Annotated in this window: 13 protein-coding genes; 6 read left to right on the forward strand and 7 right to left on the reverse strand. The window is 66.4% G+C overall.

Features of this window, described 5'->3' with window-relative positions:
- The first annotated feature begins 54 nt into the window (after positions 1-54).
- Both ACOCMM_RS12590 and ACOCMM_RS12595 read left to right on the forward strand, forming a co-directional pair.
- Positions 55-291, forward strand: coding sequence for a type II toxin-antitoxin system Phd/YefM family antitoxin (locus ACOCMM_RS12590; RefSeq protein WP_419553488.1), 237 nt, complete (start codon positions 55-57; stop codon positions 289-291).
- The gene (locus tag ACOCMM_RS12595) at positions 288-677 is read left to right on the forward strand and encodes a type II toxin-antitoxin system VapC family toxin (protein WP_419553489.1); all 390 of its coding nucleotides are present in this window, start codon (positions 288-290) and stop codon (positions 675-677) included. Before ACOCMM_RS12590 ends, ACOCMM_RS12595 begins: the two co-directional genes overlap by 4 nt.
- A gap of 34 nt (positions 678-711) precedes the next feature.
- Here ACOCMM_RS12595 and ACOCMM_RS12600 read toward each other — a convergent pair whose 3' ends face one another.
- From ACOCMM_RS12600 to ilvE, 3 genes are all read right to left on the reverse strand, one after another.
- Complete coding sequence (locus tag ACOCMM_RS12600) at positions 712-1,992, reverse strand: ATP-binding protein (protein WP_419553490.1); 1,281 nt, start codon at positions 1,990-1,992, stop codon at positions 712-714.
- A gap of 184 nt (positions 1,993-2,176) precedes the next feature.
- On the reverse strand, positions 2,177-2,731 hold the full coding sequence (locus tag ACOCMM_RS12605) for an HD domain-containing protein (protein WP_419553491.1): 555 nt from the start codon (positions 2,729-2,731) through the stop codon (positions 2,177-2,179).
- Between the two features lie 152 nt (positions 2,732-2,883).
- Positions 2,884-3,852, reverse strand: a complete 969-nt coding sequence (gene ilvE / locus ACOCMM_RS12610) for a branched-chain-amino-acid transaminase (RefSeq protein WP_419554876.1) — start codon at positions 3,850-3,852, stop codon at positions 2,884-2,886.
- A gap of 205 nt (positions 3,853-4,057) precedes the next feature.
- On the opposite strand from ilvE, the gene ACOCMM_RS12615 reads away from it, so the two are divergent.
- Both ACOCMM_RS12615 and ACOCMM_RS12620 read left to right on the forward strand, forming a co-directional pair.
- Positions 4,058-6,187, forward strand: coding sequence for a 3-hydroxyacyl-CoA dehydrogenase NAD-binding domain-containing protein (locus ACOCMM_RS12615; protein ID WP_419553492.1), 2,130 nt, complete (start codon positions 4,058-4,060; stop codon positions 6,185-6,187).
- Positions 6,188-6,191: 4 nt separating this feature from the next.
- Positions 6,192-7,049 carry a TauD/TfdA dioxygenase family protein gene (locus ACOCMM_RS12620; RefSeq protein WP_419553493.1) on the forward strand — a complete coding sequence of 286 codons (858 nt, stop codon included), beginning with the start codon at positions 6,192-6,194 and terminating at the stop codon, positions 7,047-7,049.
- A 27-nt stretch (positions 7,050-7,076) separates the two neighbouring features.
- On the opposite strand, the gene ACOCMM_RS12625 is transcribed toward ACOCMM_RS12620, so the two are convergent.
- From ACOCMM_RS12625 to ACOCMM_RS12635, 3 genes are read right to left on the reverse strand one after another with little or no spacing between them, the layout of a single operon-like run.
- A complete protein-coding gene (locus tag ACOCMM_RS12625) occupies positions 7,077-8,237 on the reverse strand; it encodes an Ldh family oxidoreductase (RefSeq protein WP_419553494.1) in 1,161 nt (386 codons plus the stop codon).
- 53 nt (positions 8,238-8,290) lie between these two features.
- Entirely contained in the window at positions 8,291-8,611 is a 321-nt protein-coding gene (locus ACOCMM_RS12630) for a type II toxin-antitoxin system RelE/ParE family toxin (protein ID WP_419553495.1), read from the reverse strand.
- The gene (locus ACOCMM_RS12635) at positions 8,611-8,895 is read right to left on the reverse strand and encodes a type II toxin-antitoxin system ParD family antitoxin (RefSeq protein WP_419554877.1); all 285 of its coding nucleotides are present in this window, start codon (positions 8,893-8,895) and stop codon (positions 8,611-8,613) included. Before ACOCMM_RS12635 ends, ACOCMM_RS12630 begins: the two co-directional genes overlap by 1 nt.
- A 228-nt stretch (positions 8,896-9,123) precedes the next feature.
- Here ACOCMM_RS12635 and tcuA point away from each other — a divergent pair, with 228 nt between their 5' ends.
- Entirely contained in the window at positions 9,124-10,563 is a 1,440-nt protein-coding gene (gene tcuA, locus ACOCMM_RS12640; RefSeq protein WP_419554878.1) for an FAD-dependent tricarballylate dehydrogenase TcuA, read from the forward strand.
- A gap of 80 nt (positions 10,564-10,643) precedes the next feature.
- Positions 10,644-12,920 (forward strand): NADP-dependent isocitrate dehydrogenase, encoded by a 2,277-nt coding sequence (locus tag ACOCMM_RS12645; protein WP_419553496.1) that lies wholly within the window; start codon positions 10,644-10,646, stop codon positions 12,918-12,920.
- Between the two features lie 21 nt (positions 12,921-12,941).
- Here ACOCMM_RS12645 and argG read toward each other — a convergent pair whose 3' ends face one another.
- The gene (gene argG / locus ACOCMM_RS12650) at positions 12,942-14,354 is read right to left on the reverse strand and encodes an argininosuccinate synthase (RefSeq protein WP_419553497.1); all 1,413 of its coding nucleotides are present in this window, start codon (positions 14,352-14,354) and stop codon (positions 12,942-12,944) included.
- Positions 14,355-14,393: the final 39 nt, after the last annotated feature.

The following is a 14,393-nucleotide window of genomic DNA, read 5'->3' on the forward strand; positions in this document are numbered from 1 at the left end:
TAGCTAAGTCAGTGGACTAAGCTAATCGAGCGCCGCACCGAGAGAAGGAACCCGATGTCTGAACCCGTCAACGTCCATGAAGCCAAGACCCACCTCTCCAAACTGCTCAACCGGGTAGAAGCAGGCGAGGAGATCATCCTTGCGCGAGCCGGCAAGCCATGTGCGCGCCTTGTGCCGCTCGAACCGGAACAAACAGGGCGTCGAATTGGCCTGCTCCGCGGCCTCGACGTGCCGCCCGAGTTCTTCGATCCCCTCCCCGACGACGAACTCGCTGCGTGGGAGGGAGAGTGAACGAACTCCTGCTCGACACCCATGCCCTGCTGTGGTGCCTAGCAGACGACCCGGCGCTCTCTGCGACGGCCCGGACTGCTGTTTTGGACCCTGAGGCGAGGATTGTCGTGAGCGCCGCGAGCGCCTGGGAGATTTCGACCAAGCATCGCCTCGGCCGGCTTGACGGGCTTGGAGCAATCGCGTCGCGACTCGATCAGCTGATCTTGGCAGCCGACTACAACCACCTGCACATCACGTTCGCGCACGCCCAGCGCGCCGGTGCCTACGCATCAGCGCACAAGGATCCCTTCGACCGGATGCTTGCGGCGCAGGCTGAGATCGAATCGTTGACGCTGGTGACCGCCGACCGGTCATTTGCGGAATTCCCCGTAGCCACCCTGTGGTGAGCCACAGGGGTCGGCGACGTCAAGCCCCTATCCGCTAGGGGCCTAGGAGGGTGATCGGGACGACTTGAACGCCGTCGGAGCGGCGATAGGCGGCGCCGACGGTAGTCATCACCACGAGGCCGGCCATGTCGCCGAGGCGGTGTGAGGCGATCTTGTCCCGCAGTCGCAACAGCGACGTGGCCGCTCGGTCTACGACCTCCGCAGAAGGGCTCAGCTTCACCTCTACAGCGATCCAAGCGCCGTCGTCACGTTCGACGATCGCATCGATCTCGAGTCCAGTGTCATCGCGGTAGTGGAACACCTCGCTGCCCTCGGGCGCGCCGAACACCCGCAGATCTCGAACCACCATCGACTCAAAGAGCAACCCGAGCGTCTGCGCATCAGCCAGCAGTCGCTCTGGTGAGGCGCGCAGCAGCGATACGGCCAGCGACGGATCGACGAAGTGCCGCTTGGCCTGCTTGCGCAGCGACGCCCGGGATCGCAGCCTCACCGACCATGCCGGCTGATCCTCCACAACGAAGATGCGCCGCAGTGCATCCAAGTACGCCCCGACGGTATTGCGGCCGGGCATCTCGCCGTCCATGTCCGCTGCCAGCTTCGCTTCGGCGGCCTCAGTCGCCACGTTGCGAGCCAGCGAGCGCAACAGTCGGCGCACCGCCACCGGATTGTGCCGCACCCCGCTGGCCCGAGAGACGTCCACTCGGACGATCTCATTGATGTAGTCCCCCACGGCGAGGCGAGCCTGCTCGTCGTCCAGCGTGAGACTGCCAGGCCACCCGCCCGTGGCCAGGTGACCCACTACATCGATCAGCCGTACCTCGGCATTGGGCAACGACGATTTCGCCTCGTCCTCGAACAGCTCACGCAGCGAGATCGCACCAGTGGAGACCCCCAACTCGTACAGCGACATGGTCCTCATCAAGACCCGGCCGACTCGGCCCGTACCGGTATGCCGAGTCAGATCATCGGCGGGGTTCGCCGATCCAGTCAGTATGAACTGCCCCGGCTGCGCACGGTCATCGCACTCGCGCCTGACCGGATGCCAGATGTCCGGAGCGTTCTGCCACTCATCCAGCAGACGCGGTACCCCTCCGCCGAGCACCGCTGACGGATCGGCTGCTGCAAGCAGGCGCATGACCTCATCGTCAAACCGGGCTTCGCTGCGAGCATGGTTGCGGCCGGCCCACGTCTTGCCGCAGCCACGGGCGCCCTCTATCAGAACCGCCCCGCGTCGCCGGAGAGTGCCGTCGATCTGCCGGTCGGCCACACGGGGCCGGTAGCCCGGCATCGTGAGCCTCGTAGCATTGTCAGACACAGTATCGTGACCTTCGTAGTGCACTTCGGGTATATTCTATAGCGCACTTTGTGAGCTAATTATAATACGTCTCGGGAATAATCTATAGCGCGATCTGGGACTCGCATGTTGTGGCCTTCAATGAGGCTCAGTTGCTCGTCGCGGAAACATGCGCGATAGCCACGGCGGAGCCAGCGGGGCAATCTCAACGGGGCAGCGGGGCGGTGGCGGGAACCGTTGAAGGGCGGCTGAAGACCTCGTCAAGCAAGGGCCGGAACTCCTCGATCGGCAGGTTGGGGTAGTTCGGGTCGAAGCAGTTCTGGTCGTAGTTCTCGCAGAAGTCCAGACAGGCCTCGTAGTGCGGCGAGCCCCGGTACTGCTCGCGAGCATCACGGTTGCCGCCGAAATGGTGGAAGTAGTGGTAGCCCTGAAACAGGCCGTGGTGGGCCACCACCCAGTGGGTTCGCTCGTCGACGTAGGGCTGTAGGACTGCCGCCGCCGCCGCACTGTGGTTTTCCGGCGCGAATGAATCACCGATGTCGTGCAACAGGGCCGCCACCGCCAAGTCAGTCGACTCGCCATTGCGCAACACCCTCGTTGCCGATTGGAGACTGTGGTCGTAGCGGTCGATCTGATACCCCAGTGTGGGGCCGCGCAGGCACTGCAGGATGTCGAGCAGGTTGTCGACCAGCCCTGAGCGGGTGTGTGCATAGTGCCACGGCATCAACTGCTCGTAGTCCTCGGCCGTGCCATCTTCCATGGCGGTCCAGGACACTATGCGGCCACTCTCGTCAGCGGCGCTGTGATCAGACATTGCGCCTCCGCTGCCAAGCGATTCGGCCCCGTCACCGTCATGTTCGCGCACCCGCGCCCGGCCATCGGCCACCGTGCCTGAATTGAAAGGCGGCTGCTTCAGCCCTTCACGGGCGTGCGCCAGCCGAACGGATCCGGCGCTGCGCCGATCTGGATGTCAACCAATGCCTGACGTAACCGCATCGTGTTGCGTCCCGGCTCCCGGTCACCCACAGTGAGCGTCTTGCCCTCATACAGGATGGTCCCCACCGGGGCCAAGATCGCGGCGGTACCAGACAGGAATGCTTCACCGCGCTCGGCCCATTCGACCAATTCGTCGGGGTCGATGAATCGCTCCTCGATCTGGTAGCCCAGCGAGGCTGCGAGCTCAATCACCGACACCCGCGTCACGCCGTGCAGAAACGACTCGTCGAGGTGCCGCGTCACGACTCGCTCGTCATCGGCCAAGAAGAAGTTGGAGGCCCCCGTCTCGGTTATGTCGCCTCCGGTGGCGAACAGCATCTGGTCGATGGCCTCGTTTCCTGCCATGGCGTCAAGCGTGGGAGCGAGCGCCATGGCGTAGTTGCCGCCGCACTTCACCATGCCGAACTGCGGCACGGTGCGCGGCGTCGACGTTTCCACCAACAGCGTCAGCGGTCGCATACCGCCAGTGAAATAGTCGCCTACCGGGCAATTGACGACATAGAGCAGCGCGCTTCGCGTCGGGCGGGCAGCAGCGCCGATGTCGGGTTCGGTACCGATGAGCGTCGGTCGGATGTAGAGCGAGCCGGGCGGGTCCGGCACCTCGCTGGCATTGGCTTCGACCGCGTCGATGATCATCTGGCGCAACGTCACGCCGTCGATCTCGGGCAGGCGCAGCCGAGCCGCGCTGGACACCATGCGGTTCACATGGCGGTCCAGCTGGAAGATCGCCAGCGACCCGTCCACTTGCCGATGTGCCTTCAGGCCTTCGAAGATGGCGCTCCCGTAGTGGAGCACGTGCGCCGCGGGGCTGATCGTGAAGTCGCCGAACGGTTCTGCGGCACCGCCATACACGTACGGCCCGTCGTCGGCTCGCGCCGTCGTCATCCAGTCACAGAAGATGGTCCCGAATGGGACCGTGAACGGGTCGGGCTTGGTGGTCACCAGAACTCCATTCGGTATGGCTCGAGCGGGACAGGCGCTCCCGACATTCGAAGCGTATCGCCAGGCCGAGATCGCACAGGGGCGAATTCTGCGAGGCGGACGCCTGTGGCTCGAAACTGCCGGGCCGTCGTTGCGTACGCTGCGGCCCATGACACAGCAGGACCAGAGTCAAACTGCCGAGGGCCAGATCACCGAGTCGGTCCGACTCGAGCGCCGCGACGACGTGGCGTTGCTCATCGTCAACAACCCGCCGGTCAATGTGCTGAGCTACCACGTGCGCCAAGGCCTCATCGACGGCATGGCCGCTGCCGAGTCCAGCGACGCCTCGGCCATCGTGCTCATCTGCGACGGGCGGACCTTCATAGCCGGCGCGGACATCACCGAGTTCTCCCAGCCGCCCAAGCCGCCCGCTCTCGTACCCGGCCAGGAGGCCATGGAGAATTGCAGCAAGCCCGTCGTGGCTGCGATTCATGGCACCTCGCTCGGCGGCGGGCTCGAAGTGGCGCTGTGCGCTCACTTTCGGGTGGCGATCAGCTCGGCCCAGTTCGGCCTGCCCGAGGTGAAGCTGGGCTTGCTGCCTGGGGGCGGCGGCACGCAACGCTTGCCTCGCATCACCGGCCCGCAACGGGCGCTCGAGATGATGGTCAGCGGCGACCCCATCGGCGCTTCCGAGGCGCTTGAGTGCGGCCTGATCAACGAGATCGTGGGCGACTCGCTGGCCGATCTCGAAGCCGGTGCCGTGGCGTTCGCTCGGCGTGCCGCCGCAGAGAACATGCCCCGGCCTCGCATCCGTGACCGCAACGAACGCCTCGAAGGCTTCGGCACCGAGCAGTTCGCCGCGTTCCGGGCCTCGATCGCCCGCAGGACACGCGGCTTCGAAGCGCCCGAGCGGATCATCCGCTGCGTCGAAGCAGCGGTCTCCACGGCTGCCAGTGGCGACTTCGAGGCTGGCCTGGCGGCGGAGGCGCGCATTTTCGGCGAGTTGATGGGCAGCTCGCAGGCCAATGCGCAGCAGTACTACTTCTTCGCCGAGCGTGCGGCACAGAAGGTGCCCGACGTGCCGCGTGACACATCCCAGGTCGACATCGCCCGTGTCGGCATTCTCGGAGCTGGGACGATGGGCGGCGGCATCGCCATGAACTTCGCCAACATCGGTATCCCAGTCACCCTCGTCGAACGCGACGAGGCGAGCCTGGAGCGTGGCCTCGCTGTGGTCCGGCGCAACTACGAGCGGACCGCTGCCCGTGGGGGCATTTCCTCCGACGACGTGCAGACCCGGATGGACCTACTGCGGGGCTCCACCGACATGGGCGACTTCGCCGATTGCGACCTCATGATCGAGGCCGTGTTCGAGAACATGTCACTCAAGAAGGACGTGTTCGCCCAGCTCGACGACATCTGCAAGCCCGGGGCCGTGCTCGCCACCAACACCTCGGCGCTCAACGTCAACGAGATCGCCTCGGCCACGTCGCGGCCCCAAGACGTCGTCGGCATGCACTTCTTCTCTCCCGCCAACGTCATGCGGATGCTCGAAGTCGTGCGGGGCGATGCCACCTCGCGCACGGCGATCGCCACTGCCATGTCGATCGGCAAGCGCATCGGCAAGACGCCGGTGCTGTGCGGCGTGTGCCATGGCTTCATCGGCAACCGGATGCTGTTCATGCGCGGCGTCGAGGCCGACCAGATGCTGCTCGAAGGCGCAACGCCCGCCCAGGTCGACAAGGTCGTCTACGACTTCGGTTTCCCGATGGGTCCGTTCGCCATGCGCGACCTGGCCGGTCTCGACGTGGGCTGGAACCCCGACACCTCGTCGAGCTCGACTGTGCGCGAGGTCCTGTGCGAATCGGGCCGGCGGGGCCAGAAGAACGGCCGGGGCTATTACATCTACGACCCCGACACCCGGGCATCGACCCCCGACCCAGAGGTCACCCAGATGATCCGCGACTTCGCCTCCGAACGGGGAGTGACGCTGCGTGAGGTGACCGACGCCGAGATCGGGGAGCGGTGTCTGTATCCGATCGTCAACGAGGGCGCCAAGATTCTCGACGAGGGCATTGCCTTGCGGGGCAGCGACGTCGACGTCACCTGGATCAACGGCTACGGCTGGCCGATGTACACCGGCGGCCCCATGTATTGGGCCGACGAGATCGGCCTCGGCGAGGTGCTGGATCGCATCCGCCACTACGACCAGACGCTGGGAGGCGACCACTGGACGCCGAGCCCGCTGTTGGAGCGGCTGGCGGCCGAGGGCGGCTCGCTGGCCCGCTACGAGAGCTGAGCCAATGCTGACGATTGAGCCGATCCATCCCGATTTCGGCGCCACGGTCACCGGCATCGACCTGAGCGCGGACTTCGACGACGAGGCGACCGCCGCGCTGCGCGAAGCCATCGACACGCACTCGCTCTTGCATTTCCCAGAACAAGAGATGACCGACGAGGCGCAATTCGCGCTCACCCGGTGCCTCGGCGAGCCCGAGCCCAATCACGTCGTCTTCGGCAAGACCGGTGAGGTCGTCTACTTCGGCACGATCGGCAACGTGGTCGACGCTGAGACGAAGCGAGACGAGTCAGATCCGCTGACCCGGAACCAGAAGGGCAACAACCTCTGGCACTCGGACTCGTCGTTCCGGCTCGTGCCGTCGTATGTGTCGATCCTGCATGCCTATGAAGTGCCCGGCGAGGGCGGCGAGACCGAGTACGCCAGCCAGCGGGCGGCGTACGCCCGTCTGGACCCGTCACTCCAAGCCGAGATCGACGAACTCCAGGTGCTGCACGACTACGTCTTCAGCCGCACCCAGGTGGCCCCGGTCGACCCCAATCACGCCGCATCGCTGCCGCCGATCCCCCAGCGGCTCGTGCGGACCAATCCGAGCAACGGCGCCAAGAACTACTACGTCGGGTCTCACGCCCGATCCATCGTCGGATGGTCGGGAATCGACAGCCGCCGGCTGATCGACGAACTGAACGCGGGTGCAACCCGACCCGAAGGCGTGTACTCGCATCGCTGGAGCTCGGGCGACACGGTCATCTACGACAACCGCTGCATGCTGCACCGAGGTGTCGGCTACGACGCCGACCGTTGGCGCCGCTACATGCGTCAGACCCGAGTGCAGGGCCAGGGCCCCACCCTCGACGAGTAGTGAGCCGCGGCTCGAAACCGGCTGCGCTCAGTTGCCGCTGGCAGCGGCGATCGTCGCCTTGGGCACGCCAGCTGCGCGAGCACCCCCGCAGATGCTCTCCCACGTCTCAGCGGGCAGCGTGATGCCGTTGGACTTGCGGTGCAGACGCCGTTCGTGCTCGACGTCGCCGGGCAGCTTCACCGGCTGATCGGTGTTGATCGCCGCGGCCTCACCGAACCAGTCGAGATAGTCGGCCGCGATGCCGTTGTAGCCGTCGTCGGTCTCGCCGACAGCAGCATCGATCTGAGCCGGGTCGACATACACCGAGAGCATGCCGTTGGCGAACCTGACGCGGCGGGGCCCTGCGGTGCCTGTTCCGGTCAGAGCGCCCGCCAGCAACTCGCACATGACCGAGATGCCCGAGCCCTTGTGCTCCCCCATCGCCCGCAGCGCCCCGGGACCGTCCATCGAATTGGGGCGCTGGCCGTCGGCGAAGCTGTAGAGCACCCGTGGGTCACCGGTGATCTCGCCTTCGGCAGACACCAACGCGTTCTCCGGCACCGCAGGACCGCCGTGCAGCGCGACCATGGCCTTGCCCTCGGCCACGACCGAGGTGGCGAAGTCGTGGATGACTGGTCGCCTGCCAGCCACCGGGGCGCCGTAGGCGCATGGGTTGGTGCCCATGCGGCGCTCTTTGGCGCCGAACGGGGCAACCAGGCGGCTGTTGGCCACGTTGACGAAGTGCACCGACACGAGGCCCTCGGCTGCGGCCATCTCGGCGTACTCGCCGATGCGTCCGAGATGCCCGGCGTTGCGCAGCCCCACGATGGCCGTGCCCAACTCCTTGCAACGCTCGATGCCGAGCGCTACAGCTGCCGGCCCGACGGTCTGGCCCATGCCGTACTGACCGTCCACCAGCAGCAGCGAACCCGAGTCGATCAGCACCTTGATCTGCTGGTCGGCGAGCTGGACGCCGTTGGCCAGCAGCTCGACGTAGAGCGCTGAGCGGATGACCCCGTGGCTGTCGTGGCCGGCAAGGTTCGCGCCCACGAGGCTGCGGCCGATGCGCTCGGCTTCGGCGTCCGAGCACGTGGTATGCCGGAAGATCTCAGCGATGAATCCAGCCAGGCGTTCATGGTTGATCACGACGGGCTGATCGGCGGTAACGTCGGCGGTCGCAGCGTCACTGGTTGTGCGGGTTTCGCTCATCGCGGCAGCGTAGGTCGCCAGCAACTCAGAGGCGCCGACTGGTGGTCACGACCTCAATCCTGTACCTGCAGCTCCATCGCGATGTCGCGCCGCGCATCGAGCAGCCTCCACGCACGCACGTGGTCCTGTTGATCGACGTAGAAAATCAAGTAGGCGAATCTTTCAAGCGGCCAATGCCGTACCTCAGGCAATCCGAGTTCGTACGACCACCTGAGCGACCCCGCCTGTGGATTGTCGCCGATGTAGTCGAGCGCATCCTCGACGGCCGTCAGGAATTCATCGGCGACAGCGTCCCCGCCATGGGGCAGGTAGTAGTCGGCGGCGCTCTCGATGTCGCTGAGGCAGCGTCGCCCAACGTCAACCGGTTTGGGCACTACTCCACGTGCCTACGCGATTCGGTTGCCGATTGCGCTTGTTCATCTCCCCCATCAGCCACTTCACCGATGCCGAATCGCTGTCGCATATCGGCGAAGAACTGCTTGTCGGCTCGGGCTGCAATCGGCGATCGGGCACCCTCGAGCAGCATCTCCCGAAGGTTCTCGCGGGCCTGGTCGTGGCGGATGAGCTCTCGCAGGTACTCGCTATTCGAGCCGTATCTGCCACAACTCGTCCGCTCATCGACGTACTGCTTCAGCTCGGCAGGCAGGGACACGTTCATCGTTGCCACGAACGCAACGTAGCATCGCGATGACAGAGTTTGCCATCGGCGTGTGCCGTCCGAAGCGGCATCTGTGCACAGAGTCGAGATCGGTGGGACCTGGCGGGGACCATCGCGGCTCCGCTAGCGCACATAGGCTCGCCCGACGTGAGTCAGTCAGATGCCGCGCCGACGCCCGAGCACCCGCAGCACTTCGACGTCGTGGTGGTCGGGGCCGGCAATGCCGCCATGTGCGCCGCGCTTGGGGCACACGAGGGAGGTGCCAGGGTGCTGGTGCTCGAACGGGCGCCCGAGGCCGAAGCTGGCGGCAACAGCCGCTTCACTGCCGGTGCGATCCGCTTCGCCTACGACGGCATCGCCGACCTGCGCGCACTGATGCCCGACCTCACCGATGCCGAAGTCGAGATGACCGACTTCGGCACCTACACCGAAGACGAGTTCTACGCCGATCTGGGCCGCATCACCGACTACCGATGCGATCCCGACCTGGCGCACACGCTGGTCACCCGCAGCAAGGAGACCCTGTTGTGGATGGCGAGCCACGGCGTGAGGTTCGCGCCGATCTGGGGACGTCAGGCCTTCAAGGTGGACGGGCGCTTCAAGTTCTGGGGTGGCCTCACGGTCGAGTCGGTGGGCGGCGGCGAGGGACTCGTCGAGTCGCTGCGTGCGGCGCTGTATCGCAACGGCATCGACCTGTGGCACGAGGCAGCGGGGCGGTCACTGGTGCTCGACGAAGGCGGCGCCGTGCGCGGCCTGCGAATCCGGCGACAGGGCCGCATGGTCGAGGTCGCGTGCAGTGCCGTTGTGCTCGCTGCAGGCGGGTTCCAGGCCAACGCTGAGTGGCGCACCCGCTATCTCGGACCGGGGTGGGATCTCGCCAAGGTGCGCGGTACCCGCTTCAACACCGGCGACGGCATCGCGATGGCGCTCGACGCGGGCGCCATGCCGTACGGCAACTGGAGTGGCGCCCACGCGGTGGCGTGGGATTACAACGCCCCCGAATTCGGAGACCTGGCCGTCGGTGACGGATTCCAGAAGCACAGCTACCCGTTCGGGATCGTTCTGAACCAGCACGGCAAGCGCTTCGTGGACGAGGGCGCCGACTTCCGCAACTACACCTACGCCCGCTACGGCCGGGAAATCCTGGCCCAGCCCGGGCATTCGGCGTGGCAGGTCTTCGACGCCAGCACCGATCACCTGTTGCACGACGAGTACCGCATCCGGCAGGTCACCAAGGTCACCGCCGGCAGTATCACGGAGCTCTGCGAGCGCATGGAAGACGTCGACACCGAATCGGCCATGGCCACCATCGCTGAGTTCAATGCAGCCGTCGACCGCAGCGTCCCGTTCGACCCCAACGTGCTCGACGGCCGTCGCACGACGGGCCTCAGTCCGGACAAGACGAACTGGGCGATGCCGCTGGAAACGCCGCCCTTTACGGCTTTCCGGGTGACCTGCGGGTTGACGTTCACCTTCGGCGGCCTGCGTATCGACGGCACCGGCTGCGTGCTGGATACCGACCTGCACCCCATTAGCGGCCTCTATGCCGCTGGCGAGCTGGTCGGCGGCCTCTTCTACGGCAACTATCCCGGCGGCTCGGGGCTGTCGGCCGGTGCTGTGTTTGGTCGCTTGGCAGGAAGCTCCGCCGCTGCGCACGCAGCCGGCTGAGCTGCTCGTACCCTCCGGGCACTGGGCTGATCTCGCCCTCCGGGCGAGGGGTCAGAGGCGGGCGGTAGCGTCGCATCGCTATGTCGATGTCCACCTCACCGCAGAACTCAACATCGAAGATCGTTTACACCCACACAGACGAGGCGCCGGCGCTGGCCACGTATTCGCTGCTGCCGATCATCAAGGTCTTCACCGATGCCGCCGGTGTCGATGTCGAGACGCGCGACATCTCGCTCGCTGGCCGGATCATTGCCGTCTTCGGGGACATCCTTGAGCCTCACCAACGAATCAGTGATGCGCTTGCCGAACTCGGCGGGTGGACCCAGCATCGCGACGCCAACATCATCAAGCTGCCGAACATCTCCGCCTCGGTCCCCCAGCTGAAGGCCGCAATCGCCGAGCTGCAATCGGCGGGCTACGCGGTGCCCGACTTTCCCGATGACCCCGCGGACGCCCCCGAGCGCGAGATCCGAAAGCGCTATGACCGCATCAAGGGCTCGGCGGTGAACCCGGTGCTGCGAGAGGGCAACTCGGACCGCCGCGCACCCCGGGCCGTCAAGGAATACGCCCGGCAGTACCCGCACTCGATGGGCGACTGGTCACCCAGCAGTCGGACTCACGTCTCAACGATGTCGAGCGGCGACTTCCGCTCCAACGAGCAGTCGGTGACGGTCTCCGGTGCCGGCTCGCTGAGCATCGAGCACGTCGATGGCGATGGCAACGTGCGGCTGATGCGCAAGGTTCCCGTGGATGCGGGCGAGGTTGCCGACTCCACTTTCATGTCCGTCACCGCTCTGCGCGAATTCCTGGATGTCCAGATCGCCGAAGCCGGCGCCGCGGGGGTGCTGTTCTCGCTGCACCTCAAGGCCACGATGATGAAGGTCTCGGACCCCATTGTCTTCGGCCACGCCGTGCGCGCGTTCTTCGCGCCGGTGTTCGAGCGGCACGGCGACACGCTGGCCGCGGCGGGTGCCGACCCCGACGACGGCTGGGCCAACGTGCTGGCCGCCGTGGAATCGCTGCCTGCGGCACAGCGCGAGGCAATCGGGGCCGACATCGCCGCTGTGTTCGACGAGCGCCCCGGCCTGGCGATGGTCGACTCAGACCGCGGCATCACCAACCTGCACGTGCCCAGCGACGTGATTGTCGACGCCTCCATGCCGGCGATGATCCGGGCGTCGGGCCAGATGTGGAACGCCGAGGGCAACCAGCAGGACACCAAGGCAGTCATTCCCGACTCGAGCTACGCAGGCGTGTACCAAGCAGTCATCGACGACTGCCGCACCCACGGCGCGTACGACCCCACGACGATGGGCTCGGTGCCAAATGTCGGCCTCATGGCCCAGAAGGCCGAAGAATACGGCAGCCACGACAAGACCTACGAAGTCGACGCCCCCGGCACCATGCGCGTCGTGTCCGAGTCCGGCGAGGTGCTCATGAGCCACACCGTGGCGCAAGGCGACATCTGGCGCATGTGCACCACCAAGGACGCGGCAATAGCGAACTGGGTGGACTTGGCTATCGAGCGGGGGCAGCTCAGTGGGGCTGCCGTGGTGTTCTGGCTGGACGCCGAACGACCACACGATGCGCAGCTCCTAGCCAAGGTCAATGCCCGCATGGCGCAGCGACAGGCTGCCGATGCGTCAATCGGCGAGCTCGACATCCACACGCTGGCACCGGCCGACGCCTGCCGTTTCTCGCTGGAGCGCATCCGTCGCGGCACCGACACCATCTCGGTCACCGGCAACGTCCTGCGCGACTACAACACCGACCTGTTCCCGATCCTGGAATTAGGCACCTCGGCCAAGATGCTGTCGGTCGTTCCGCTCATGGCCGGCGGCGGCCTGTTCGAAACCGGCGCCGGGGGCTCGGCACCCAAGCACGTGCAACAGATGGTTGCCGAGAACCACTTGCGCTGGGACAGCCTGGGCGAATTCCTGGCATTGGCGGTGTCGCTCGAGCACCTCGCCCGTGTCGCCGGGAACGCCGCCGCGCAGCTGATTGCCGACACGCTCGATGCGGCAATCGGCACTTGGCTCGCTGAGGGCCGGGCGCCCAGCCGCCGGGTGAACGAGCCCGACAACCGCGCCAGCCACTTCCACCTGGCCAAGCACTGGGCAGACGAGATGGCCCGCCAAGGCACCGACGCTGCGCTGGCCGAGCAGTTCGCCCCCCTCGCTGCGGCTCTCGCTGCCAACGAGGGCTCGATCATCGCCGAGCTCGTCGACTGCCAGGGCACCCCGGTCGACCTCGGCGGCTGTTACCTGCCAGACCCCGCGTCGGCCGAGGCCGCCATGCGACCCAGCGCGACCTTCAACGAGATTCTCGACAGCTTCCGCTCCGGCTCATCAGGCTGACGCGCACGGGCGCCGCAGCGCTCAGGAGTCGAGTTCGGCCAGACCGCCAGGTCCGAGCCGGCCCGACTCCCGGTAGGCGGCGAGCTTTGCACGGCTGTCGGCAATGTCCAGGTTCGCCATCGTGAGCTGCCCGATGCGGTCCGCAGGTCCGAACGCAGCATCTTCGACGCGCTCCATCGAGAGCCGGTCGGGTTCGTAGGTCAGCGCGGGCCCGGTGGTGTCGAGCACCGAGTAGTCGTCGCCGCGGCGCAGCCTCAGTGTGACTTCACCGGTTACACCCGAGCCCACCCAGCGCAGCAGCGAGTCGCGCAGCATGAGCGCCTGGGGGTCGAACCAGCGCCCCTCATAGAGCAGCCGTCCCAGTCGACGCCCCATCGTTCGGTAGTTCTCCAGCGTGGCTTCGTTGTGAATCGCGGACAGCAGGCGCTCATAGGCAATGTGCAGCAGCGCCATGCCCGGGGCTTCGTAGATGCCCCGCGACTTGGCTTCGATCACACGGTTCTCGATCTGATCGCTCATGCCGAGGCCGTGACGCCCGCCTACGGCGTTGGCTTCGAGCACCAGGGCAACGTGGTCGCTGCCGGGGGCACCCCCCGCAGCGAAGGTCCGCCCGCCGATTACCACCGGCCAGCCGGCCTCGAACCGGACGGTCACGTCTTCAGGCTCGATGTCGGTCGCGGGGTCCCAATGGGCCACGCCCATGATCGGCGAGACGATCTCCATCGAGGTGGCCAGGTCCTCCAGGCGCTTCGCCTCGTGGGTGGCGCCCCAGATGTTCGCATCGGTGGAGTACGCCTTCTCGGTGGGATCCCGGTACGGCAGGCCGCGCGACACCAGGAACTCGCTCATGCCGGCACGGCCGCCAAGCTCGTCCACGAACGCCGAGTCCAGCCACGGCTTGTAGATGCGCAACCCGGCATTGACGAGCAGGCCGTAGCGGTAGAAGCGCTCGATGTCGTTGCCCTTGTACGTCGAGCCGTCGCCCCAGATGTCCACGCCGTCTTCGGCCATGGCAGCCACCAGCATCGTGCCGGTCACCGCACGCCCCAGCGGCGTCGTGTTGAAATACGTGCGGCCCGCCGTGGAGATATGGAACGCGCCGCATTGCAGCGCCATCAGACCCTCTCGCACGAGCTCGGCCCGGCAGTCCACCAAGCGCGCCGCATGCGCGCCGTAGTCGAGCGCCCGCTGCGGCACGCCCGACAGGTCTGGCTCGTCGTACTGGCCGAGGTCGGCCGTGTAGGCGCACAGGAGCGCGCCGCGCTCGGCCATCCACGCCACCGCCGCAGAGGTGTCGAGCCCCCCAGAGAAGGCGATGCCCACCCGTTCGCCGGTCGGCAGCTCTGCCAGCACACGCGCACCGCTGGCGGCTGGCGCGCCCGCAGGCGGCGAGGCGTCGTCGCCTGAGCCAGTCGAGGCAGGACTGTTCGACATGGGCCCTAACGGTACGGCTTTGGTCCCCCGATTCGCCCC

The organism is Candidatus Poriferisodalis sp. (genome assembly GCF_965198245.1).
Lineage (GTDB): Bacteria > Actinomycetota > Acidimicrobiia > Acidimicrobiales > Poriferisodalaceae > Poriferisodalis.

Coding starts and splice junctions, on each gene's coding strand:
- ACOCMM_RS12590 (WP_419553488.1), top strand. CDS start 55: ATGTCTGAACCCGTCAACGTCCATGAAGCCAAGACCCACCTCTCCAAA.
- ACOCMM_RS12605 (WP_419553491.1), bottom strand. CDS start 2,731: ATGGAAGATGGCACGGCCGAGGACTACGAGCAGTTGATGCCGTGGCAC.
- ilvE (WP_419554876.1), bottom strand. CDS start 3,852: ATGACGACGGCGCGAGCCGACGACGGGCCGTACGTGTATGGCGGTGCC.
- ACOCMM_RS12615 (WP_419553492.1), top strand. CDS start 4,058: ATGACACAGCAGGACCAGAGTCAAACTGCCGAGGGCCAGATCACCGAG.
- ACOCMM_RS12620 (WP_419553493.1), top strand. CDS start 6,192: ATGCTGACGATTGAGCCGATCCATCCCGATTTCGGCGCCACGGTCACC.
- ACOCMM_RS12625 (WP_419553494.1), bottom strand. CDS start 8,237: ATGAGCGAAACCCGCACAACCAGTGACGCTGCGACCGCCGACGTTACC.
- ACOCMM_RS12635 (WP_419554877.1), bottom strand. CDS start 8,895: ATGAACGTGTCCCTGCCTGCCGAGCTGAAGCAGTACGTCGATGAGCGG.
- tcuA (WP_419554878.1), top strand. CDS start 9,124: ATGTGCGCCGCGCTTGGGGCACACGAGGGAGGTGCCAGGGTGCTGGTG.
- ACOCMM_RS12645 (WP_419553496.1), top strand. CDS start 10,644: ATGTCGATGTCCACCTCACCGCAGAACTCAACATCGAAGATCGTTTAC.
- argG (WP_419553497.1), bottom strand. CDS start 14,354: ATGTCGAACAGTCCTGCCTCGACTGGCTCAGGCGACGACGCCTCGCCG.